Here is a 22,800-nt window from a genome sequence, read left to right as displayed (position 1 = left end):
TTAATCACCCATTTCGGGGAGAGCAGGGATGTTTCACAACTGATCGCTCACAAACGGGCGCTACGGTCGCCGACATGCCTGCCGACACCGTCTCCGTCACGGGATGGGGCCGCACCGCCCCCACCGTCGCCCGTCTGATCCGTCCCAGGACGTACGAGGAGGCCGCGGCCGCCGTCCGGGACTGCGGGGCCCGCGGAGGCATCCCCAGGGGCCTGGGGCGGGCGTACGGGGACGCGGCGCAGAACGCCGGGGGCGCGGTGTTCGACATGACCGGTCTGGACCGTGTCCACGCGATCGACGCCGACGGCGGCACCGTCTCGTGCGACGCGGGCGTCTCGCTGCACCGGCTGATGCGGGTGCTGCTTCCGCTCGGCTGGTTCGTGCCGGTGACGCCCGGCACCCGCCAGGTGACGGTCGGCGGTGCGATCGGCGCCGACATCCACGGCAAGAACCACCATGTCTCGGGCGCCTTCTCCCGCCATGTCCTGTCGCTGGAACTCCTCACCGCCGACGGCGGGATCCGCACGGTCCGCCGCGGCACGCCCCTGTTCGACGCGACCACCGGCGGCATGGGCCTGACCGGCGTGATCCTCACCGCCACGGTCCAACTCCAGCCGGTGGAGACCTCGCTGATGTCGGTCGACACCGAACGCGCGCGGGACCTCGACGACCTCATGGCCCGCCTGGCCGCCACCGACGACCACTACCGCTACTCGGTGGCCTGGATCGACCTGCTGGCGCGCGGCGCGGCGACGGGACGCGCGGTGCTCACCCGCGGCGACCACGCCCCCCTGGACGCCCTGCGCGAAGGCACACGCGCGCGTAGGGACCCGCTCGCCTTCCGCCCCTCCCGTCTGCCGGGCCCGCCCGCCTTCCTGCCGGAAGGGCTGCTGAACCGCCGTACCGTGGCCTGCTTCAACGAGCTCTGGTACCGCAGGGCGCCACGCGCGCGTACCGGTGAACTGCAGAAGCTCACCACCTTCTTCCACCCCCTGGACGGCGTGCCGCACTGGAACCGGATCTACGGCCGGGGCGGCTTCGTGCAGTACCAGTTCGTCGTCGGACACGGCCAGGAGGAGAGCCTGCACCGGGTGGTGCGGCGCATCTCCGAGCACCGCTGCCCGTCCTTCCTGGCCGTCCTCAAGCGCTTCGGGGACGCCGACCCCGGCTGGCTCTCCTTTCCCGTCCCCGGCTGGACGCTGGCCCTGGACATCCCGGCCGCGCTGCCCGGGCTCGGCGCGCTCCTCGACGCGCTGGACGAGGAGGTGGCCACGGCCGGCGGGCGCGTCTACCTCGCCAAGGACTCCCGGCTGCGGCCCGAGTTGCTCGCCGCGATGTACCCCCGCCTGGACGCCTTCCGCTCGCTGCGCGCGGAACTGGACCCGCGCGGGGTCTTCGTGTCGGACCTGGCCCGCCGCCTCGCCCTGTAGAACCCATCAGATCTCTAGGAGCTGTCGTGAAGGACGCCTTCGGCCTCCCCCAGTCCCTGCTCGTCCTCGGCGGTACGTCCGAGATCGCGCTGGCCACCACCCGCCGCATGATCGCGCGCCGCACCCGCACCGTGTGGCTCGCCGGCCGCCCGTCGCCCGCCCTGGAGCAGTCCGCCGCCGACCTGCGCGCGCTCGGCGCCGACGTGCACACGGTCGCCTTCGACGCCCTCGACCCCGAGTCCCACGAGACGGTGCTCGGCAAGGTCTTCGCCGAGGGCGACATCGACATGGTGCTGCTCGCCTTCGGCATCCTCGGCGACCAGGCGCACGACGAGCGTGAGCCGATGAGCGCGGTACGGGTCGCCCAGACCAACTACACGGGCGCCGTCTCGGCGACCCTGATCAGCGCGAGCGCCCTCCAGGCCCAGGGCCACGGCTCCCTCGTCGTCCTCTCCTCGGTCGCCGCCGAACGCGCCCGCCGCGCCAACTTCATCTACGGCTCCAGCAAAGCCGGCCTCGACACCTTCACCCAGGGCCTCGGCGACGCCCTGCACGGCACCGGCGTCCACGTCATGCTCGTACGCCCCGGCTTCGTCCACACCAAGATGACCGCCGGCCTGGAGGCGACCCCCCTGGCAACCACCCCGGAAGCGGTCGCGACAGCCATCGAGACGGGCCTGCGCCGCCGCTCGGAAACGGTGTGGGTCCCGGGCGCACTCAGTGTGGTGATGTCGGCACTGCGGCATCTGCCGCGGGGACTCTTCCGACGGCTGCCGATCTAGAGCGCCGTACCAAAGCCGCGGTCCGGCAGCCCCCTAGGGACGCGGGGAACTACGCGACCGGCCCCCACGGCGCCGCACTCCCAGGGGCGCGAGGAACCACGCGACCAACCCCCACGGCGCCGCACTCCCAGGGGCGCGAGGAACCACGCGACCAACCCCCACGGCGCCGCACTCCCAGGGGCGCGAGGAACTGCGCGCCCAGCCCCCACGGCGCCGCACCTCCAGGGCCGCGAGGAACCACGCGACCAACCCCCACGGCGCCGCACTCCTAGGGGCGCGGGGAACCACGCGACCAACCCCCACGGCGCCGCAGACAACAACCAAACCGAACCCGGCACCCACCCCACGACCCAACCGGCGGAGCTAATTCGCTGGGATGGACCCGCGTTCCACAGCCCCCGCCTGCGAAGGCACCACCGGCCCCCCGAAGTCGAAGTCCCGCAGCTTGCGCCACACTCCGTCGGGGCCCTGCTCGTAGAGCGCGAAGCCGGTGCAGGGCCACTCGGCGCCGTAGTCGGCGAGTTCCTCGAAGGCGCGGTCCATCGACTCCTCGTCGATGCCATGGGCGACGGTGACATGCGGGTGGTACGGGAACTGAAGCTCGCGGGCGACCGGTCCGGAGGCGTCACGGACCTGCTTCTGGAGCCAGGTGCAGGCCTCGGCGCCCTCGACGACCTGGACGAAGACGACCGGCGAGAGGGGCCGGAAGGTGCCGGTGCCGGACAGCCGCATCGGGAAGGGGCGCCCAGCGGCCGCGACCTCGAGGAGATGTGCCTCGATCGCCGGCAGCAGCTCGGCGTCGACCTCGGTCGGCGGCAGCAGTGTGACGTGCGTGGGGATGCCGTGAGCCGCGGCGTCGCCGAAGCCCGCGCGCCGCTCCTGGAGCAGGCTGCCGTGAGGCTCCGGGACCGCGATCGACACGCCGATCGTTACGGTCCCCACGTCGTCTCCTGTCGTCTGTCGGTGAGCTCGCCCGTCGCGAACGGCTCGTCCTGTTGTGAGCTCATGCCCGGTTGGTGAGCGTGAATGGCCGCTGATACGGCCATTCGGCTATCGACTGTACGGCTACGGAGGTGCTGCGGGCAGGCGCAACCGTAGTGATGTGCAGCGCTGTGCGGTGGTACGCCCGTGTTCCGACCGTGTGCCGTGGTGCGGACTCAGTGCTTGGCGGGCAGGAAGCCCACCCTGTCGTACGCCTGGGCGAGCGTCTCCGCGGCGACGGCACGCGCCTTCTCCGCGCCCTTGGCCAGGACCGAGTCCAGCGTCTCCGGGTCGTCCAGATACTGCTGGGTGCGCTCCCGGAAGGGCGTCACGAACTCGACCATGACCTCGGCGAGGTCCGTCTTGAGCGCACCGTAGCCCTTGCCCTCGTACTTCTGCTCCAGTTCCGCGATTCCCGTACCCGTCAGGGTCGAGTAGATCGTGAGCAGGTTGCTGACGCCCGGCTTGTTCTCGGCGTCGTAGCGGATGACGGTGTCGGTGTCGGTGACGGCGCTCTTGACCTTCTTGGCGGTGGCCTTGGGCTCGTCGAGCAGGTTGATGAGGCCCTTCGGCGTGGACGCCGACTTGCTCATCTTGATCGCCGGGTCCTGGAGGTCGTAGATCTTCGCCGTCTCCTTGAGGATGTACGGCTTCGGGACGGTGAAGGTCGGGCCGAAGCGGCCGTTGAAGCGCTCGGCGAGGTCCCGGGTGAGCTCGATGTGCTGGCGCTGGTCCTCGCCGACCGGGACCTCGTGGGCCTGGTAGAGCAGGATGTCGGCGACCTGCAGGATCGGGTACGTGAACAGGCCGACGGAGGCCCGGTCCGCGCCCTGCTTGGCGGACTTGTCCTTGAACTGGGTCATGCGGGAGGCCTCGCCGAAGCCGGTGAGGCAGTTCATGACCCAGGCGAGCTGGGCGTGCTCGGGGACATGGCTCTGGACGAAGAGCGTGCAGCGCTCCGGGTCGAGGCCGGCCGCGAGGAGCTGGGCGGCGGCGAGCCGGGTGTTGGCGCGCAGGTCGGCGGGGTCCTGCGGGAGCGTGATCGCGTGCAGGTCGACGACCATGTAGAACGCGTCGTGGGACTCCTGCAGGGCAACCCACTGGCGGACGGCGCCGAGGTAGTTGCCGAGGTGGAACGAGCCTGCGGTGGGCTGGATTCCGGAGAGCACGCGGGGTCGATCAGAGGCCATGCTCACCATTCTCTCAGGTCTCGGGGGCCGGTCCGGAACTGGTGGGAAACAGATGGGAACCGATCCGTCCTCCGCGGTGTAACAAAGGTGTGAGGACGCGGGAGGGGGGCCGCATCGTCGATGAGGCCGCGGTGATCGCACGTGTACGCGCCGGAGAGCCGGAGGCGTACGCGCAGCTGGTGCGGGCCCATACGGGCATCGCGCTCAGGGCGGCCGCCGCGCTCGGGGCGGGTGCGGACGCGGAGGACGTGGTGCAGCAGGCCTTCGTCAAGGCGTACTGCTCGCTGGGCCGGTTCAAGGACGGCTCGGCGTTCAAGCCCTGGCTGCTGGCGATCGTGGCCAATGAGACGAGGAACACAGTGCGTACGGCGGCCCGTCAGCGCACGCTCGCCGGCCGTGAGGCGGCCTTGGTGGAGGCGGAGCCGCTGATACCGGACTCGGCGGACCCGGCCCTGGCCGCGCTGGAGATAGAGCGCCGCGCCGCTCTCCAGGCCGCCCTGGAGAAGCTGAGCGAGGAGCATCGCCTGGTCGTCACCTACCGCTATCTCCTGGAGAGACCCAGCCGGGTCGGGCGGTGTACCAGAACGTCGGCACGGAGCGGGTGCCGGAGGAGTGGGTCGAGGGGCGGCATCCGCCAATACGGATCACGGTGATCTGGGGGCTGACCGGGATAGGTGGCTGGCCGCAGACGAACCGGCCGCTTGGAGGGGACGTCGCCGTTCAGCGGCAGACCAGCTGTTCGTGGCCGAGGACGGCACACCCTGGGTGCGGTCGGATCTCGCGCCGGAACTGGAGGACGACGACATCCGCTGGCATCGGGCGCCGCGGTCGGTCTTCGAGCGGCTGGGCCTGGAGGAGCTGGTCGGCGTGGCGGAGGACGAGCTCGCCGGGGCCACGGCGGTCGGGGGTCGGCCCGGGTCGGTGATCGGGGACGCGGGGTGGGCGGTGGGGGGGCTGGCCGTCGGGTTCGCGACCGGAGTCGGCGGGACGCTGCTGATACGCCGCGCGGCGGCCCGGCCGGGAGCCGGACCGCCGCGGGAGGGACCACGTCAGGAGTTGATCGACCTGGACCTGTGAGGCCCTCGGTGGATCGCCGCGGGCGTCAGCCCAGGTCGATCTCCGGGTACAGCGGGAAGCCGGCCACGAGGTCGGTGGCGCGGCGGGAGATCTCGTCGGCGATCTTCGGGTCGAGGACGTGAGCGGCCTTGGACGGGGCGCCCGACTTGGTGGTGCCCGGCTCGGTGGTGGTGAGGACGCGGTCGATCAGGGCGGCGACCTCGTCCATCTCGGCGGTGCCCAGGCCACGGGTGGTCAGGGCGGGGGTGCCGATGCGGATGCCGGAGGTGTACCAGGCGCCGTTGGGGTCGGCCGGGATGGCGTTGCGGTTGGTGACGATGCCGGAGTCGAGAAGCGCGGCCTCGGCCTGGCGGCCGGTGAGGCCGTAGGAGGAGGCGACGTCGATCAGGTTCAGGTGGTTGTCGGTGCCGCCGGTCACCAGGGTCGCGCCCCGGCGCATCAGGCCCTCGGCCAGCGCGCGGGAGTTGTCGACGATGCGCTGGGCGTAGTCCTGGAAAGCGGGCTGGCGGGCCTCGGCCAGGGCGACGGCCTTGGCGGCCATGACGTGCGGGAGCGGGCCGCCGAGGACCATCGGGCAGCCGCGGTCGACCTGGTCCTTGAGGGAGTCGTCGCACAGGACCATGCCGCCGCGCGGGCCGCGCAGCGACTTGTGGGTGGTGGTGGTGACGATCTGGGCGTGCGGGACCGGGTCGAAGTCGCCGGTGAGGACCTTGCCGGCGACGAGACCCGCGAAGTGGGCCATGTCGACCATGAGCGTGGCGCCGACCTCGTCGGCGATCTCGCGCATGATCCGGAAGTTCACGAGACGGGGGTAGGCGGAGTAGCCGGCGACGATGATCAGCGGCTTGAACTCGCGGGCGGAGACGCGCAGGGCCTCGTAGTCGATGAGGCCGGTGGCGGAGTCGGTGCCGTAGGAGCGCTGGTCGAACATCTTGCCGGAGATGTTCGGGCGGAAGCCGTGGGTGAGGTGGCCGCCGGCGTCCAGGGACATGCCGAGCATGCGCTGGTTGCCGAAGGCCTGGCGGAGCTCGGCCCAGTCGGCCTCGGTGAGGTCGTTGACCTGGCGGACGCCGGCCTTCTCCAGGGCGGGGGCCTCGACACGGGCGGCGAGGACGGACCAGAAGGCGACGAGGTTGGCGTCGATGCCGGAGTGGGGCTGGACGTAGGCGTGCCGGGCGCCGAAGAGTTCCTTGGCGTGCTCGGCGGCGAGGGACTCGACGGTGTCGACGTTGCGACAGCCGGCGTAGAAGCGGCGGCCGACGGTGCCCTCGGCGTACTTGTCGCTGAACCAGTTGCCCATCGCCAGGAGGGTGGCCGGGGAGGCGTAGTTCTCGGAGGCGATCAGCTTGAGCATCTCGCGCTGGTCGGTGACCTCCTGGCCGATGGCGTCGGCCACGCGCGGCTCGACGGCGCGGATCACGTCGAGGGCGGCACGGAAGGCGGTGGACTCGGTGGAGAGGGGCTCGGCTGACATGGGGACCTCCGGACGTCGTGTGCAGCGTTCACGGTACGGCCCAGGCGCACGGCACTCGGTCTGGACGCGGTCTCACCCGCCCAGGGGCCGCTCCCCGATGGTTGGTCCATCCCAGCGCGCCAGTCACGGCCCGCTGGTCAGCCTACCGGGCGCGCCGACGGCGCATGGTCCCGCGTCCACCATGCGAGCAACGATAGGAAGGGGCCGCAAAGCACTCGTAAGGCCAGAAATGGACAGTGGCCGCGAGGCTCGTGACGGCCGGGACACGAGCCCTCGTGGTGGCGGAAACGGAGAGCCCCGTGAGCACGTCGAGCACCAACGCATCCCTGATCGCCGCGGTCGAGGCGCACAGCGCCCGCAACTACCACCCGTTGCCGGTCGTGGTGGCGACGGCGGACGGGGCGTGGATGACGGATGTGGAGGGGCGGCGGTATCTGGATCTGCTGGCCGGGTATTCGGCGCTGAACTTCGGGCACGGCAACCGGCGGATCCTGGACGCGGCGAAGGCCCAGTTGGAGCGGGTGACGCTGACGTCGCGGGCGTTCCATCACGACCGGTTCGCGGCGTTCTGCGAGCAGCTCGCCGAGCTGTGCGGGATGGAGATGGTGCTGCCCATGAACACGGGGGCGGAGGCGGTGGAGACGGCCGTGAAGACCGCCCGGAAGTGGGGTTACCGGGTCAAGGGGGTGCCGGCGGAGATGGCGAAGATCGTCGTCGCGGGCAACAACTTCCACGGCCGTACGACGACGATCGTCAGCTTCTCCACGGACCCGGAGGCGCGGGCGGACTTCGGGCCGTACACGCCGGGCTTCGAGATCGTGCCGTACGGGGATCTGACGGCGATGCGGGAGGCGTTGACGGAGAACACGGTGGCCGTGCTGCTGGAGCCGATCCAGGGCGAGGCGGGGGTGCTGGTGCCGCCGGCCGGTTATCTGCCGACGGTGCGGGAGCTGACGCGGGAGCGGAACGTGCTGTTCGTCGCGGACGAGATCCAGTCGGGGCTGGGGCGCACGGGTCGTACGTTCGCGTGCGAGCACGAGGGTGTGGTGCCGGATGTGTATGTGCTCGGGAAGGCGCTCGGGGGCGGGGTGCTGCCGGTGTCGGCGGTGGTGTCGTCGGCGGAGGTGCTCGGGGTGTTCCGGCCCGGGGAGCACGGGTCGACGTTCGGCGGGAATCCGCTGGCGTGTGCGGTGGCGCTGGAGGTGATCGCGATGCTGCGGACGGGCGAGTTCCAGCAGCGGTCGGCGGAGCTCGGCGCGCATCTGCACCGGGAGCTGGGCCTGCTGGCCGGCACGGGGCGGGTGACGGCGATCCGGGGGCGGGGGCTGTGGGCGGGGGTCGACATCGCCCGTGCGGTGGGGACCGGGCGGGAGGTGTCCGAGCGGCTGGTGGACCGGGGCGTGCTGGTGAAGGACACCCATGGTCCGACGATTCGTATCGCGCCGCCGCTGGTGATCGGGAAGGAGGATCTGGACTGGGGACTCGCCCAGTTGCGGGGTGTGCTCGGGGTGTGAGCCGGTGGGGCGGGGGTCGGCCGTCGCGGGCGGGCGGGGCTGGGGACGGCCCTCTACAGGATCACGTGGGGCAGGAAGCGGGCGTACTCGTCGGTGATCAGGCCGGACGACTCGCGGATGCCGAGGCCCGCGGACTCGTCCTCGACGACCCACGCGCCGAGGACGACGTGGTTGCCGTCGAAGGCGGGGAGGGGGGCCAACTGCTGGTAGCAGCAGGGCTCTTCGCGCAGGGGTGCCGGCTGGGTGCCGGGTTCGTGGATCGTGACGCCCGCGCCCTCGCGGCCGAGCAGGGGCTTGGCGACGTAGCCCGTGGTGCTCGCCAGTTCTCTCGGGCCGTCGAGGTAGGCGGGGAGCAGGTTCGGGTGGTCCGGGTAGAGCTCCCAGAGGATGGCGAGGAGGGCCTTGTTGCTGAGGAGCATCTTCCAGGCCGGTTCGATCCAGAGGGTCGAGCCGGTGCCGCCGCCGTTGTCCAGGGTCTCCAGGACGTGGCCGGCGAAGCGGTCGGTGGTGAGCCACTCCCAGGGGTAGAGCTTGAAGCAGCTGCGGATGAAGCGGAGCCGGGTGTCGACGAAGCGGCCGGAGAGAGGGTCCCAGCCGATCTCCTCCATGGAGATCCAGCCGGTTTCCAGGCCCGCCTGCTCCGCGGTTTCCTTGAGGTAGGCGACCGTCATCATGTCCTCGCCGAGTTCGTCGGCCGAGGAGTAGGCGAAGTACAGGGGCCCGCCGGGCGGGAGCAGGGCGGACTGCTTCTTCCAGGCGGCGACGAGGCGTTCGTGGAGGGAGTTCCACTGGTCGGCGCCGGGGAAGCGCTCCTCCATCCAGAACCACTGGGGGGACGCCGCCTCGACGAGGGACGTGGGGGTGTCGGCGTTGTACTCCAGGAGCTTCGCCGGGCCGGTGCCGTCGTAGTGGAGGTCGAAACGGCCGTAGACGGAGGGGAGTTCGGCGCGTCGGCGCCAGGCCTCGGCGACCGCGTTCGCGACGCGCGGGTCGGTGATGCCGAGGTCGGCGAAGCGGTCGGCGGAGACGATGTGGTCCGCGGCGGCGAGGCACATGCCGTGCAGTTCCTCGACGACCTCCTCCAGCGCCTCGACCTCGGCCAGGGAGAAGACGTAGTGGGCGCTCTCGTCCCAGTAGGGGCGCAGTGAGTTGTCGGGGTGGCGGGTGAGGGGGTAGATGAGGCCCTGTTCCTCGACGGTCTGCTGCCAGCCGGGGCGGGGTTCGATCGTGCGGCGCTCCATCGGTCTGCCCGCTCAGCCGCCGCTGCTGCCCGAGCCCGAGCAGCCGAAGCCGCCCCGGTCGACAGCATCGCTGCGGTTGAAGGTGCCGTAGTCGGCGCGGCCGTCGTCGATGTCGGCGTCGTAGTACCAGGCGGCGTCGGAGCCGCCGGTCTTCTTCCTGGCGCTCTTGCCGTACGAGGAGCTGGAGCTGGAGCCGGACGTGCAGTTCTTGTCCGCGATGACCTTGTAGCCCTCGTAGGTGTAGCTGTCGCGGTCGACGCAGCGGCGGTCCGGTTCCGAGCCGCACGAGGTCAGGGCCGCGGCGATGACGCCCATGCCGCCGAGGACGACCGTGCTCGAGCGCAGTCGGCGTCGTGTTTCCGCCATGTGTGTCTCTCCCCCGATGGTGCGTTCGGTCCCGATGAACCGTTGGGTCCCCATGAACCGTTGGGTCCCCATGATCCGTTGGGTCCCGATGATCCGTTGGTCCGTTCGGTGTTCAGCGGACAGCCTAAAGATCGCCGTGTGCCGCCGCGCGAGGCCCCCCTGGCTGTGCCCTGCCGCCTACAGTCGCTTTGTGCTCTTCGGAATGATCTGCGCCCTTGGCGCGGCGGTCTGTTTCGGTGCGGCCACCGTCCTGCAGGCCGTGGCCGCGCGGGCGGCGAGTGCGCAAGGGGGACGGGGTGGCGAGGCGGGGGTGCTGCTGCGGGCTCTTCGGCAGTGGCGGTATCTGGCCGGGCTGGCCCTGGACGGGCTGGGGTTCGTGTTCCAGGTCATCGCTCTGCGGTCGCTTCCCATCTACGCCGTGTCGGCGGCGCTGGCGTCCAGTCTCGCGGTGACCGCGGTGGTCGCGGCGCGGTTGCTGGGGGTGCGGTTGCGGCGGAGCGAGTGGGCGGCGGTGGGGGTGGTGTGTGCGGGGCTGGCGATGCTGGGGCTTGCCTCGGGGACGGAGGGGGACCGGGGCGGGTCGGATGCGCTCAGGTTCGCGATGCTCGGGGTGGCTCTCGGGGTGCTGGGGGTGGGACTCGCGGGTGGGCGGTTGCCGGAGCGGGGGCGGGGGCTGGTGCTGGGGCTGGCCGCGGGGTTCGGGTTCGGGGTGGTGGAGGTGGCGGTGCGGCTGATCGACTCGGTGTCGGTGTCGGAGTTGGCGAATCCGGCGACGTATGCGCTGCTGTTGGGGGGTGGGGCGGCGTTCTTGGCGTTGACGTCGGCGTTGCAGCGGGGGTCGGTGACGGTGGCTACCGCGGCGATGGTGATCGGGGAGACGGTCGGGCCGGCGGTGGTGGGGGTGGTGTGGCTGGGGGATCGTACGCGGGAGGGGTTGGCGTGGCTGGCGGTGTTGGGGTTTGTGGTGTCGGTGGCGGGGGCGTTGGCGTTGGCGCGGTTCGGGGAGGCGCCGGGGGTGTCCGACGGGCGGTGAGCGCCCCCGCCGCCCCTACCCGTCCCATCCCTTGAAGGGGCTCCGCCCCTTCGACCCCGCTGGGGCTGCCGCCCCAGACCCCGCTGTCGGCCCGAAGGGCCTCGTCCTCAAACGCCGGACGGGCTGAAAGGGCGGCTCGTCCTCGGACGCTGGGCGAACATCTCCATTCGTTCTCACGGCAGCACCCTGCACAACGCCTCCAACGCCCCCGCCCACGCATGGTCCGGAGGCGTCCCGTAGCCCACGACCAGGGCGTCCAGGCGTTCCGTCGTGGACGACTCGTGGCGGTAGGCGCTCAGGCCGTGGAGGGCCAGGCGCTGCCAGGTGGCGGCTTGGAGGACGGACTGTTCGGTGCCGGGTGGGAGGCGTAGGACGGCGTGGAGGCCGGCGGCGATGCCGGTGACCTGGAGGTGGGGGGCGTGGGTGGCGAGGGCCTGGACCAGGGCGTCTCTGCGGCGGCGGTAGCGCAGGCGGGCGGCGCGGACGTGGCGGTCGTAGGCGCCGGAGGTGAGGAACTCGGCCAGCGTCAGCTGGTCCACCGCGCCGCAGGTGTCCGAGCCGCCCTTGGCCTCCGTGACCGCGTCCACCAGCGTCGGCGGCAGCACCATCCAGGCCAGTCGCAGGCCGGGGGCGAGGGATTTGCTGGCGGTGCCGAGGTAGACGACGCGGTCGGGGTCGAGGCCCTGGAGCGCGCCGACGGGCTGGCGGTCGTAGCGGAACTCGCCGTCGTAGTCGTCCTCCAGGACCACTCCGTCGGTGCGGCGCGCCCAGTCCACCACCGTGGCCCGGCGGTCGCGGTGCAGGGGCATGCCCATGGGGAACTGGTGGGCCGGGGTGAGGAGCACCGCGCCGATCGAGCGGTCCTCCCCCAACCTCCCCGGGTTCGTGCCCAGTTCGTCGAAGGCCAAGGGTGTGGTGGTCAAGCCCGCCGCCGTCAGTTGTTTCCAGTGCGGGGGCAGGCCGTACGACTCCACCGCGACCGTGTCCAGGCCGCGCGCCCGCAGCGCTCTGCCGAGGAGTTGCAGGCCGTGTACGAAGCCCGCGCACACCACCACGCGCTCGGGGTCGGCGCGCACGCCCCGCGCTCGGGCGAGGTAGCCGGCGAGGGCGGTGCGCAGCTCGGGGCGGCCGCGGGGGTCGCCGTAGCCGAGGGCCTGGTTCGGGGCGGCGAGGAAGGCGCGGCGGGCCGCCTTGAGCCACTCCGTGCGGGGGAAGGCGGCGAGATCGGGGGTGCCGGGGACCAGGTCGTAGACGGGGCGCGGGCGCTCGCGGTGCGGTGGGGCGGTCGTGCCGGTCGGCGGGATCACCGGGCGGTCGGCGACGCGTGTGCCCGAGCCCTGGCGGGCGGTGAGCCAGCCCTCGGCGACCAGTTCGGCGTAGGCCTCGGCGACCGTGTTGCGGGCGATGCCGAGGTCGGCGGCGAGGGAGCGGGAGGAGGGCAGCCGGGTGCCGGGGGCGAGGCGGCCGGTGCGGACGGCCTCCCGCAGGGCTGCGGTCAGGCCTCGGCGCAGGCCCGGTCCCGCCGGTTCCAGGTGGAGGTCGACACCGAAAGCGGCCCAAGGTTTCGCCATGGAAGTGGACCATACTCCTGGGCTGCTTCGCTCCTAGGGTCGAGATCATGACGACCACTGAAGAGAGCACCACCACGACCGTCACCTATGCGTCCGAGCCCACCCCGCGCCTGGACTGGGCCGCTCTCGCCCCCGACGTCTTCAAGGCCATGATCCGGCTCGACGCGGCGGCCGGGCGGGGGCTCGACCCGGTTCTGCGCGAGCTGGTGAAGATCCGGGCCTCGCAGCTCAACCACTGCGCGTTCTGCCTCGACATGCACACCAAGGACGCGCTCGCGGCCGGCGAGAGCGTCGAGCGGATCGTGCAGTTGAGCGCCTGGGAGGAGTCGCGGCACTTCTACACCGAGAGGGAGCTCGCGGCGCTGGAGCTGACGGAGGCCGTGACCGTGCTGACCGACGGCTTCGTGCCGGACGAGGTCTACGAGCGTGCCGCCGCGCACTTCGAGGAGGCCGAGCTGGCGCAGCTGATCGCCGCGATCAGCGTGATCAACGCGTGGAACCGGTTCGGGGTGACCTGTCGGCGGACCCCGGGGCACTACCAGCCGGGGCAGCACCTGTGACCGTCCGGACGACGCCTCGGACGACACGTCGGACGACGCTGCTCGACCCCGCCGTCGCCCAGGCCATGTCGGCCGTGAGCGCCGCCGCGAAGAAGGGCCTCGGTGATCCGGCCCTCGCCGAGCTCGTCGTGATCCGGGCCTCGCAGCTCAACCACTGCGCGTTCTGCCTGGACATGCACCTCGGGATCGCCCGCGCGTACGGGGTGAGTGAGGACCGGCTGGACATGCTGGCCGCCTGGGAGGAGGCGGAGGGCCTGTTCGACGCGCGGGAACGGGCCGCGCTGGCGCTGACCGAGGCGGTCACCGTTCTCACGGACGGCTTCGTGCCCGACGATGTGTACGACCGTGCCGCCGCGCACTTCGACGACACCCGACTCGCCCATCTCATCGCGCTGATCGTCGCCATCAACAACTGGAACCGGATGATGGTCGGCCGCCGCATTCCACCAGGGGGACACACACCATGACCAAGGTCGAGACCTTCCGTGCCCTGCACCGGCGCACGGCACCCGGCGACCCGCTCGTCCTGCCCGGACCGTGGGACGCCGCCTCCGCGCGCGTCTGCGTCGAGGCCGGTTCCCCCGCGCTGGCCACGCCCAGTGCGGCCGTCGCCGCCTCCCTCGGCTACGAGGACGGGCAGACCCCGGCCGACGAGATGTTCGCGGCGGTCGCCCGGATCGTCCGGGCGGTGGACGTGCCGGTGTCGGCGGACATGGAGGGCGGCTACGGGATCGCGCCGAAGGAGCTGGTCGAGCGGCTGCTGGAGAGCGGTGCCGTGGGCTGCAACCTGGAGGACTCCGAGGCCGGGGTCCTGAAGGACCCGCGCGCCCACGCCGAGTGGCTCGCCGAGGTGCGGTACGCGGCCGGGGACCAGCTGTTCGTCAACGCGCGCGTGGACACGTTCATCCGGGGTGTGTCCGCTCCGGAACGGGCCATCGAGCGGGCCGCGCTGTACGTCGCCGCGGGCGCCGACTGCGTGTATCCGATCGGCGCCCCCTTCGACGTACTGCCGCTGTTGCGGTCCGGCATCCAGGGGCCGGTCAATGTGCACGGCACCGTGACCGGGGACGGCCCCTCGCCCAGCGCGCTCGGCGAACTCGGGGCCACCCGGATCACGTTCGGGCCGGGGATGCAGCGCAGCGCCGCACAGGCGCTGCGCGAGATCGCCGCGCACCTGAACCAGGGCGTCAGGCCCTAGAGGATCAGGACAGCCACGCCTTCCACGTGGACTCGTGGCTGTCCACCCACTTCTTCGCCGCCTCCTCGGGCGACAGCTTCTGCTCGGCGATCATCAGGGAGACCTCGTTCTGGTCCTCGGTCGTCCACTTGAACTTCTTCAGCAGGGCCGCCGCCTCGCCGCCGCTCTTGGCGAAGTCCGCGTTGAGGTACTTCTGCAGCGGGGTGTGCGGATAGGCGCAGGCGACCTTCTCCGGGTCGGCGTCGCAGCCCTCCTTGTACGCGGGCAGCTTCACCTCGGTCATGGGGACCTTCTTGAACAGCCACTGCGGGGAGTACCAGTACGTCAGGAAGGGCTTCTTCTCCTTGGCGAACTGTTTGATCTGCGTGATCTGCGCGGCCTCCGAACCGGCGAAGACCACCTGGTAGTCCAGGCCCAGGTTCTTCACCAGCGCCTTGTCGTTGGTGACGTAGGAGGGCGAGCCGTCCATCAGCTGGCCCTTGCCGCCGCTCTCGGCGGTGCGCAGCTGGTCGGCGTACTTGTCGAGGTTCTTCCAGTCGGTGACGTCCGGGTGGGCCTTCGCGAAGTACGTCGGGACGAACCAGCCGATGTGCCCGGTGACCCCGAGGTCGCCGCCGGGCACGATCGTCTTCTTGTCCTTGACGTACCGCTGCTCCTCCTCCGGGTGCCCCCAGTCCTCCAGGAGCGCGTCGACGCGGCCCTGGCTGAGCGCGTCCCAGGCGGGGACCTCGTCGATCTGGACGGTGTCGACGCGGTAGCCGAGCTCGTGCTCCAGCAGGTACTGGGCGACGGCCACGTTGGCCTGCGCGCCGACCCAGGACTGCACGGACAGGGTTACGGACTTCGCGCCCTGGGCGTTCGCGAACGGCGAGGCCTGCTTGGTCATGTCGGCGGCACCGCAGCCGGTCAGGCCGGTGAGCAGCGCCAGCGAGGACACGCCGGCCACTACGGCAGTCGTACGCATACGAACGCGCATGTCACGCTCCCTTCTTCGCGCGGCGTTCCGTCGGCTGGGTCACCCGGTCGAGCATCAGGCCCAGGCAGACGATCGCCACACCGGCCACCAGACCGGTCGCGAGGTCGCCCTGCGCGAGTCCGGCGACGACGTCGTAGCCGAGCGCGCCTCCGCCGACCAGGCCGCCGATGATGACGACGGCGAGGACCAGGACGACGCCCTGGTTGACGGCGAGCAGCAACGCCGGGCGGGCGAGCGGGAGTTGGACCTGTCGCAGCTGCTGGGCGGGCGTCGCGCCGAGCGAGCGGGCCGACTCCAGGGCGGCCGGGTCGACCTGGCGCAGGCCCTGGGTGGTGATGCGGACGACGGCGGGCAGCGCGTAGACGACGGCCGCCGCGACGGCCGGGGCGCGGCCGACGCCGAACAGCGCGACCACCGGGATCAGGTACACGAACTGCGGCATCGTCTGGAAGACGTCCAGGACGGGCCGCAGCAGCCGCTCCACGCGGTCGCTGCGGGCGGCCGCGATACCGGTCGCGAAGCCCAGGACCAGGGTGACGGCTACGGCCGCCAGCACCTGCGAGAGGGTGTCGAGCGCCGGTGTCCACACGCCCAGGACGCCGATCGCGGCCATGGCGAGGACGGCGGTCAGCGCGGTGCGCCAGGTGCCGATCAGCCAGGCCAGCGCGGCGACGATCAGCAGGAGCGACCACCAGGGCAGCCACTGCAGGGTGTCGCGCACGGGGTCGAGGACCCAGGTGGTGAAGTGGGCCGCCCAGTCGGCGGTGCCGCCGATGACGGGGACCCCGGAGTAGAGGTGGTCGGTCATCCAGTCGACGGCGCGGTTGACCGGCTCGGCGATGTTCAGGGTCCAGGCCTCGGGCCAGTCGAGACGGCCCACGAGACGCCCGGTGACGGCCACGGCGACGGCGGCGGCCAGGGCGAACAGCCAGCGTGCCCGGCCGTTCGGCCGCGGCTCCTCACCGAGGCCCTCCCCCGCCGCGCCGGTCACCCGGTCCAGGACGACGGCGAGCAGCACGATCGGGACGCCGGCCGCGAGGGCCGCGCCGACGTCGACCGTGGACAGCGCCTGGTAGACGCGGTCACCGAGGCCGCCGGCACCGATGACCGACGCGATGACCGCCATCGACAGCGCCATCATGATCGTCTGGTTGAGGCCGAGCAGGAGTTCGTGGCTGGCCAGCGGGATACGGGCGGTCAGCAGGCGCTGCCGTGCGGTGGCGCCGAGCGACTCGACGGCCTCCAGCACCTCCTTGTCGGCGCCGCGCAGGCCGAGGGCGGTGAGGCGGGCCATCGGCGGGGCGGCGTAGACGACGGTGGCCAGGACGGCCGCGGGGACGCCCATGCCGAAGACCAGGACGACGGGGAGCAGGTAGGCGTACGCCGGGAGCACCTGCATGGTGTCCAGGACGGGGCGCAGGATCTTGTCCATCCGGTCGGACAGTCCGGCGGCGAGGCCCAGCAGCGCGCCCACGACGACGGAGGCGAGGACCGCCACGACCATCAGCGCGAGGGTCTGCATGGTCGGGATCCACATGCCGAGGAACCCGCAGGCCAGCAGCGCCACGCCGGTACCGGCGGCGAGCCTCCAGCCCGCGACCCGCCAGGCGACCAGGGACGCCGCGGCGGTGACGCCGGCCCAGCCGGCCGCGAGCAGCACCAGGTACACGGCGCGTACGGAGAGCACGACCGCGTTGCTGATGTGCCCGAAGAAGTAGACGAACAGCGGGTGGCTGTCCCGGTTGTCGATGATCCAGACGCTGGCCTTGGTCAGCTGGTCGGAGAAGTCGACGGTCAGCGCGGCGGGCCAGCTGCCGCTCGCCCAGCGGGCGTTCGCCAGCGGCACGAGGATCGCGGCGGCGAGGGCGAGCAGCAGGAGCTTGCGGAGGACGGGGTGTTTGAGGGCGCCCGGAACGCCGATGCGCGGGGCGGCAGTGGTGACGGTGGCCATCAAGCCACCTCCTTGCGCTTCCCCGCCCCCGCTACGACACCGTGCTCGGCCCCGCCCGGGTCGTGGTGCTCCGTGCCCGCCACGACGCCGAGGAGCCGTTCGTGGTCGACGACCCCCAGACAGCGCCCGCCCTCCATGACCCGGGCCGGGGCACCGGTGCGCGCCACGGCCTCGATGGCCTCGGACACCGTCGCGTCCGGCGCGACCGCCGGCCCGTCGCCGCTCTCGTCCGCCGACGCGGCACGCATGGCCGTACGCACGGTCATGACCTGCTCGCGCGGCACGTCACGGACGAACTCGCGGACGTAGTCGTCGGCCGGGGAGCCCACGATCTCCTCGGGCGTGCCCAGCTGGACGACGCGGCCGTCGCGCATGAGGGCGATACGGTCGCCCAGCTTGAGGGCCTCGCTGAGGTCATGGGTGATGAAGACCATCGTGCGGCCCTCCTCGCGGTGCAAGCGGACGACCTCCTCCTGCATGTCCCGCCGGATCAGCGGGTCGAGCGCGCTGAACGGCTCGTCGAAGAGCAGGACCTCCGGGTCCACCGCGAGCGCCCGGGCCAGACCGACCCGCTGGCGCTGACCGCCGGACAGCTGGCCCGGCCTGCGGTGCTCCATGCCCTCCAGGCCGACCTTGGCGACGACCTGGGCGGCCCGCTCACGGCGCTCGGCCCTGCCGACGCCCTGGATCTCCAGGCCGTACGCCACGTTGTCCAGGACCGTACGGTGCGGGAGCAGGCCGAAGTGCTGGAAGACCATCGCGGCACGGTGCCGGCGCAGTTCGCGCAGCCGGGTCTTGTCCATGGCGCGGACGTCCTCGCCGTCGATGGCGATGGTCCCGGCCGTCGGCTCGATCAGCCGGGTCAGACAGCGCACCAGCGTGGACTTGCCGGAGCCGGACAGGCCCATGACGACGAAGACCTCGCCCTTGCGGACGTCGAAGGAGACGTCCTGGACGGCCGCCGTGCAGCCGGTGCGGGCGCGCAGCTCGGCGGACGTGAGCCCGGCGAGCTCGGGGTCGGCGGGGACGCGGTGCGCCTTCGGCCCGAAGACCTTCCAGAGACCGTCGACAGAGAAGACAGGGGTATCAGTGGCACCAGGGGTACCAGCGGCACGAGGGGTAGTAGCGGTACCAGGGGCAGTAGCGGTACCAGGGGCAGTAGCGGTACCAGGGGCAGTAGGGGTAGTACTCATCACGCCTCACCTCCAAGCAGATCGACGGCCTTCTCCCCGACCATGAGCACCCCGATCATCGGGTTCACGGCGGTCATCGTCGGGAAGACGGAGGCGTCGGCGATACGGATGCCGTCCAGGCCTCGGATCCTCAACTGTGGGTCGACCACGGCCAGTTCGTCGTCGGCGGCGCCCATACGGCAGGTGCCGGCCGGGTGGTACACGGTGTGCGCGACCTTGCGCGCGTACTCGCCCAGCTCCTCGTCGCCGTCGACGTCGGGGCCGGGGCACACCTCCCGCTTGAGCCAGCTCGCGAGCGGTTCGGTCTTCGCTATCTCACGGGCGATGCGGATGCCGTCGACGAGGGTGCGGCCGTCGTAGTCGTCCTCGTCGGTGAAGTAGCGGAAGTCCAGCGCGGGCTTCACGGCCGGGTCGGCGCTGGTCAGGTACAGCCGGCCGCGGCTCTTCGGCTTGGGGATGTTGGGGGTCATGGACACCCCGAACTCCGGGCGCCGGTAGCCCAGTCGCTCCGGGTTGTCCGTGAACGGGATCTGGTAGAAGTGGAACATCAGGTCGGGGCCCTGGTGTTCGGGGTCGCGCCGCACGAAAAGCCCGGCGTCCGAATCCATCGCGGAGTTGTCGGGGATCGGTCCGTTCGTCTCCCAGACGATCACCGACTCGGGGTGGTCGAGCAGGTTCTCGCCGACGCCGGGCAGGTCGTGGACGACCGGGATGCCCAGCTGGGTGAGGTCCTCCTTGGGCCCGATGCCGGAGTGCATCAGCAGCCGGGGCGAGTCGACGGCGCCGGCGCACAGGACGACCTCGCGCCGGGCGCGGATCAGGACTTCCTCGCCGTCCTTGGTACGGACGTGGACGCCCTCGGCCCGGGTGCCGTTCAGCTCCAGCTTGTACGCCCAGGTCTCCAGCAGGATCGTCAGGTTCTCCCGCTCGTCCATCACCGGGTGCAGATACGCCACCGACGCCGAGGAACGCTTGTTGTTCTCGGGGTGGTAGGCGAGGTCGAAGAAGCCGACGCCCTCGGTGAAGGGCTGCTTGTTGAAGCCCTCGACACGCGGGACGCCGAGCGCGCCCTGCGCCGAGTCGACGAAGTCGCGGGCGATGGCGTTCCGGTCCTTCTCGTCGACCGGGACGATGTTGTTCTTCAGCCGCGCGTAGTACGCCTCCATCGGCACCGCGCCCCAGCCCGTGGCACCGGCCTCCTCCCACTCGTCCCAGTCGGACGGCAGCGGCTTGAAGGCGATGAGCGTGTTGTGGCTGGAACATCCGCCGAGGACACGGGCCCGGCTGTGCCGGATGTGCGAGTTGCCGCGTGGCTGCTCGGTGGTGGGGTAGTCGTAGTCGAGGTCGCCGCCGAGGAGGCCCATCCAGCGGCGCAGCGTGAGGACGTCGTCGCGGCCGACATCACTGGGGCCGCCCTCGATGACGGCGACGGTGGTGTCGGGGTTCTCGGTGAGGCGGGAGGCGATGACGGAACCTGCGGTGCCGCCGCCGATGACGACGTAGTCGTAGACAGGGGTGTTCTGGGACATCAGGGGGTTACTCCAGGATGTGGCGCCGTGGGAGGGCCTGTAGTCATACGGGTGCGGGTTTCGTTGTGGCTGGTCGCGCAGTTCCCCGCGCCCCTTGGTTGGCTGCAGTCAGCCTGTGAACCAGCGCACCGGCCTTGGCGCCAGGTTCTGATACACGTGCTTGCTCTCGCGGTACTCGGCAAGCCCGGCAGGGCCGAGCTCGCGCCCCACCCCGCTCTTGCCGAACCCGCCCCACTCCGCCTGCGGAAGGTAGGGGTGGAAGTCGTTGATCCAGACGGTGCCGTGCCGCAGCCGCCCCGCGACCCGCCGCGCCCGGCCCGCGTCGGCGGTCCAGACGGCGCCCGCGAGCCCGTACTCGGTGTCGTTGGCGAGAGCGATGGCCTCGTCCTCGGTGCGGAAGGTCTCGACGGTGAGGACCGGACCGAAGACCTCCTCGCGGACGACACGCATCTCGCGGTGGCAGTGGTCGAGGACGGTCGGCTCGTAGAAGTAGCCGTTCTCCGGCCGCTCCGGGGACGGCTCGGGACGCCGGCCGCCGGAGCGCAGCACCGCGCCCTCCTTGAGCGCGGAGTCGACGTACGCCTCGACCTTCGCGCGCTGCTGCTCGGAGACGAGCGGACCGCACTCGACGCCGTCGGCGGTGCCCCGGCCGAGCCGGATCCTGCCTGCCCTGCGGGCGAGTTCGGCGACGAAGCGGTCCCGGACCGACTCCTCGACGATGAGGCGGCCGCCCGCCGAGCAGACCTGGCCACTGTGGATGAAGGCGGCGTTGAGGGCCTGGTCGACGGCGGTGTCGAAGCCCTCCTCCGTGGCGCAGGCGTCGGCGAAGACGACGTTGGGGTTCTTGCCGCCGAGTTCGAGCGCGACCTTCTTGACCGAGGGCGCGGCGGCCTGGGCCACCTTGGTGCCGCTGACCAGGCCGCCGGTGAAGGAGACGAGGTCGACGTCGGGGTGCTCGGCGAGCCGGGCGCCGACGGAGTGGCCGGGCCCGGTGACGATGTTGGCGACGCCGGCGGGCAGTCCGGCCTCGACCAGGAGGTCGATGAGCGCGACGGTCGTCAGCGGGGTGATCTCGCTGGGCTTGATCACGAAGGTGTTCCCGGCGGCGAGGGCCGGGGCGATCTTCCAACTGGCCTGCAGGAGCGGGTAGTTCCAGGGGGTGATCAGCGCGCAGACGCCGACCGGCTCGTGCACGACGACGCTGTGGAGGTCGGACGAGCCCGCGTCGACGACCCGGCCCGGGGCCTCGGCGGCGACGAGGTCGGCGAAGTAACGGAAGGCGTCGGCGACGCAGTCGATGTCGACCCGGCCCTCTTCGAGGGTCTTGCCGGCGTCGCGGCTCTCCAGCAGGCCGAGCTTCTCGCGGTCGCGCACGAGGAGGTCGGCGACGCGACGCAGCAGGGCGGCACGCTCGGCGACGGGCGTACGCGGCCACTCCCCCTGGGCGCCGTCGAAGGCTCGGTGGGCGGCCGCGACCGCCAGGTCGGTGTCCTTCTCGTCACCCTCGGCGACCACGGCGAACGGCGTCGCGTCCGCGGGGTCGAGGATCTCGCGCGTCGCGCCGGAGACGGCGTCGCGCCACTCGCCGCCCGCGTGAATCGTCTTCTGCGCCTGCTGTCCGGTCATGATCGGTGTTGCCTTCCGTTCCTGTTCAGTGCCCCTGAGTCACACAGGTGTCACTCACGAGGACCGTGACCGCCTGCCCCGGCCCTCCCATTGCATGCGCAATCGACGACCGAAAGTGCGGTGCATCACTGAACATCCGGACAAACAGGAACGAAAGCGGGCAGTGCGTGGGGTCGACCGGAATCGGACCTTTGACTAAAGTCAAAGAACTATGGAGCCGGTATCGATGGATCATGTGACGGCCTTCCGCCGCTTCAACCGTTACTTCACGCGCCGTATCGGCGTACTGGACGACCACTACCTCGGCCAGGACCGCCCGCTCGGCGAGGCCCGGCTGCTCTTCGAGATCGGCGACGGCGCGTCCCTGCGGGAGCTCAGGAGCCGGCTCGGGCTGGACGCCGGGTATCTGAGCCGGATGGCCAAGGCGCTTCAGGCCCAGGGCCTGGCACGGCTGAGCGCGCACCCGCGGGACAACCGGCTGCGCATGATCGAGCTGACCCCGGCCGGGCGGCTGGAGGTGACGGAGCAGGACCGGCGGGCGGGCGCTGCCGCGGCCGGGCTCCTCGAAGGCCTCGGCGAGGCACAGCGCGCCGAGCTGACCCGGGCCATGGCCACCGCCCAGCGGCTGCTGCGCCTCGCCGGCATCACCGTCACCCTCGTCGACGGCGCCGCACCGGACGCCCGGGCCTGTCTGGACGCCTACGCCGCCGACATCGACGCGCGCTTCCCCGAGGGCTTCGACAAGGACGACCTCGTACGGCCGCGGGAGGTGTCCGGCGACGCCGGGGCGTTCTTCGTCGCCTACGAGGAACACCGTCCCGTGGGCTGCGGGGCGCTACGGCGCCTGGAACCCGGCGTCGGGGAGATCCGCCACGTCTGGGTGCACCCCGACGCCCGCCGCCTCGGCCTCGCCCGCCGGCTGCTCGACGCCCTCGAACAGGAGGCCTCGGCCCGGCACTTCACCGTCGTACGCCTCGACACCCACGCCGCGCTCACCGAGGCACAGGCGATGTACCGGGCGTGCGGATACACCGACATCCCCGCGTACGACGACAACGTCTACGCCAGCCACTGGTTCGAGAAGCGACTGGACGGCTGAGGGGCTGGA

At 71.6% G+C, this 22,800-nt stretch carries 20 protein-coding genes, 1 pseudogene and 1 riboswitch; of the genes and pseudogenes, 10 read left to right on the top strand and 11 right to left on the bottom strand.

Annotated elements, in window-relative coordinates; all coding sequences use genetic code 11:
* Positions 1-74 precede the first annotated feature (74 nt).
* Positions 75-1,430, top strand: a complete 1,356-nt coding sequence (gene dprE1, locus AQJ67_RS26980; RefSeq protein ID WP_062721880.1) for a decaprenylphosphoryl-beta-D-ribose oxidase — start codon at positions 75-77, stop codon at positions 1,428-1,430.
* A 26-nt stretch (positions 1,431-1,456) separates the two neighbouring features.
* The gene (gene dprE2 / locus AQJ67_RS26975) at positions 1,457-2,212 is read left to right on the top strand and encodes a decaprenylphospho-beta-D-erythro-pentofuranosid-2-ulose 2-reductase (RefSeq protein ID WP_062721879.1); all 756 of its coding nucleotides are present in this window, start codon (positions 1,457-1,459) and stop codon (positions 2,210-2,212) included.
* Between the two features lie 363 nt (positions 2,213-2,575).
* On the opposite strand, the gene AQJ67_RS26970 is transcribed toward dprE2, so the two are convergent.
* Positions 2,576-3,154, bottom strand: a complete 579-nt coding sequence (locus AQJ67_RS26970) for a 2'-5' RNA ligase family protein (protein WP_062721878.1) — start codon at positions 3,152-3,154, stop codon at positions 2,576-2,578.
* 215 nt (positions 3,155-3,369) lie between these two features.
* Positions 3,370-4,383, bottom strand: a complete 1,014-nt coding sequence (gene trpS / locus AQJ67_RS26965) for a tryptophan--tRNA ligase (protein ID WP_062722066.1) — start codon at positions 4,381-4,383, stop codon at positions 3,370-3,372.
* 89 nt (positions 4,384-4,472) lie between these two features.
* Here trpS and AQJ67_RS26960 point away from each other — a divergent pair, with 89 nt between their 5' ends.
* On the top strand, positions 4,473-5,036 hold the full coding sequence (locus AQJ67_RS26960) for an RNA polymerase sigma factor (RefSeq protein ID WP_079056194.1): 564 nt from the start codon (positions 4,473-4,475) through the stop codon (positions 5,034-5,036).
* Positions 4,973-5,460: pseudogene (locus AQJ67_RS26955) on the top strand (hypothetical protein); the annotation flags it as partial. The gene AQJ67_RS26960 and the pseudogene AQJ67_RS26955, both read left to right, overlap by 64 nt.
* Before the next feature lie 25 nt (positions 5,461-5,485).
* Here the strand turns inward: AQJ67_RS26955 and AQJ67_RS26950 are convergent.
* Positions 5,486-6,934 carry a glycine hydroxymethyltransferase gene (locus AQJ67_RS26950; RefSeq protein ID WP_062721876.1) on the bottom strand — a complete coding sequence of 483 codons (1,449 nt, stop codon included), beginning with the start codon at positions 6,932-6,934 and terminating at the stop codon, positions 5,486-5,488.
* A 31-nt stretch (positions 6,935-6,965) separates the two neighbouring features.
* A riboswitch (ZMP/ZTP riboswitch) is annotated at positions 6,966-7,071 on the bottom strand.
* A 162-nt stretch (positions 7,072-7,233) separates the two neighbouring features.
* Between AQJ67_RS26950 and rocD the strand changes: the two genes are divergently transcribed.
* Positions 7,234-8,448: an ornithine--oxo-acid transaminase gene (gene rocD / locus AQJ67_RS26945; RefSeq protein ID WP_062721875.1), complete on the top strand. Its 1,215-nt coding sequence runs from the start codon at positions 7,234-7,236 to the stop codon at positions 8,446-8,448.
* A gap of 53 nt (positions 8,449-8,501) precedes the next feature.
* Here the strand turns inward: rocD and AQJ67_RS26940 are convergent, their stop codons facing one another.
* Both AQJ67_RS26940 and AQJ67_RS26935 read right to left on the bottom strand, forming a co-directional pair.
* Positions 8,502-9,689, bottom strand: a complete 1,188-nt coding sequence (locus tag AQJ67_RS26940) for a glutathionylspermidine synthase family protein (protein ID WP_062721874.1) — start codon at positions 9,687-9,689, stop codon at positions 8,502-8,504.
* A gap of 12 nt (positions 9,690-9,701) precedes the next feature.
* Positions 9,702-10,055, bottom strand: a complete 354-nt coding sequence (locus AQJ67_RS26935; protein WP_062722065.1) for a hypothetical protein — start codon at positions 10,053-10,055, stop codon at positions 9,702-9,704.
* A 202-nt stretch (positions 10,056-10,257) separates the two neighbouring features.
* On the opposite strand from AQJ67_RS26935, the gene AQJ67_RS26930 reads away from it, so the two are divergent.
* Positions 10,258-11,088 (top strand): DMT family protein, encoded by an 831-nt coding sequence (locus tag AQJ67_RS26930; protein WP_062722064.1) that lies wholly within the window; start codon positions 10,258-10,260, stop codon positions 11,086-11,088.
* A 173-nt stretch (positions 11,089-11,261) separates the two neighbouring features.
* Here the strand turns inward: AQJ67_RS26930 and pdxR are convergent, their stop codons facing one another.
* Positions 11,262-12,659 (bottom strand): MocR-like pyridoxine biosynthesis transcription factor PdxR, encoded by a 1,398-nt coding sequence (gene pdxR, locus AQJ67_RS26925; RefSeq protein WP_062721873.1) that lies wholly within the window; start codon positions 12,657-12,659, stop codon positions 11,262-11,264.
* Positions 12,660-12,706: 47 nt separating this feature from the next.
* On the opposite strand from pdxR, the gene AQJ67_RS26920 reads away from it, so the two are divergent.
* Genes AQJ67_RS26920 through AQJ67_RS26910 form a run of 3 tightly spaced genes read left to right on the top strand, consistent with a single transcriptional unit; the run spans position 12,707 to position 14,417 of the window.
* Complete coding sequence (locus AQJ67_RS26920) at positions 12,707-13,219, top strand: carboxymuconolactone decarboxylase family protein (protein ID WP_062721872.1); 513 nt, start codon at positions 12,707-12,709, stop codon at positions 13,217-13,219.
* Positions 13,216-13,686, top strand: coding sequence for a carboxymuconolactone decarboxylase family protein (locus AQJ67_RS26915; RefSeq protein WP_279616903.1), 471 nt, complete (start codon positions 13,216-13,218; stop codon positions 13,684-13,686). The genes AQJ67_RS26920 and AQJ67_RS26915 overlap by 4 nt, the downstream gene beginning before the upstream one ends.
* A complete protein-coding gene (locus AQJ67_RS26910) occupies positions 13,683-14,417 on the top strand; it encodes an isocitrate lyase/PEP mutase family protein (RefSeq protein WP_062721871.1) in 735 nt (244 codons plus the stop codon). The genes AQJ67_RS26915 and AQJ67_RS26910 overlap by 4 nt, the downstream gene beginning before the upstream one ends.
* 4 nt (positions 14,418-14,421) lie before the next feature.
* On the opposite strand, the gene AQJ67_RS26905 is transcribed toward AQJ67_RS26910, so the two are convergent.
* From AQJ67_RS26905 to AQJ67_RS26885, 5 genes are all read right to left on the bottom strand, one after another.
* A complete protein-coding gene (locus AQJ67_RS26905; RefSeq protein WP_062721870.1) occupies positions 14,422-15,393 on the bottom strand; it encodes an ABC transporter substrate-binding protein in 972 nt (323 codons plus the stop codon).
* Between the two features lies 1 nt (position 15,394).
* Positions 15,395-17,344, bottom strand: coding sequence for an ABC transporter permease (locus tag AQJ67_RS26900; RefSeq protein WP_062721869.1), 1,950 nt, complete (start codon positions 17,342-17,344; stop codon positions 15,395-15,397).
* Positions 17,344-18,537, bottom strand: coding sequence for a quaternary amine ABC transporter ATP-binding protein (locus AQJ67_RS26895; RefSeq protein ID WP_167366227.1), 1,194 nt, complete (start codon positions 18,535-18,537; stop codon positions 17,344-17,346). Before AQJ67_RS26895 ends, AQJ67_RS26900 begins: the two co-directional genes overlap by 1 nt.
* Positions 18,537-20,066 (bottom strand): GMC family oxidoreductase, encoded by a 1,530-nt coding sequence (locus AQJ67_RS26890; protein ID WP_062721868.1) that lies wholly within the window; start codon positions 20,064-20,066, stop codon positions 18,537-18,539. Before AQJ67_RS26890 ends, AQJ67_RS26895 begins: the two co-directional genes overlap by 1 nt.
* A gap of 108 nt (positions 20,067-20,174) precedes the next feature.
* Positions 20,175-21,692 carry an aldehyde dehydrogenase family protein gene (locus tag AQJ67_RS26885; protein WP_062721867.1) on the bottom strand — a complete coding sequence of 506 codons (1,518 nt, stop codon included), beginning with the start codon at positions 21,690-21,692 and terminating at the stop codon, positions 20,175-20,177.
* Positions 21,693-21,918: 226 nt separating this feature from the next.
* On the opposite strand from AQJ67_RS26885, the gene AQJ67_RS26880 reads away from it, so the two are divergent.
* Positions 21,919-22,791, top strand: coding sequence for a GNAT family N-acetyltransferase (locus AQJ67_RS26880; protein ID WP_425264182.1), 873 nt, complete (start codon positions 21,919-21,921; stop codon positions 22,789-22,791).
* Positions 22,792-22,800: the final 9 nt, after the last annotated feature.

The organism is Streptomyces caeruleatus (assembly GCF_001514235.1).
GTDB lineage: Bacteria > Actinomycetota > Actinomycetes > Streptomycetales > Streptomycetaceae > Streptomyces > Streptomyces caeruleatus.
The sequence above is the reverse complement of the archived record's forward strand: the minus strand, read 5'-3'. Positions and strand labels throughout refer to the sequence as shown.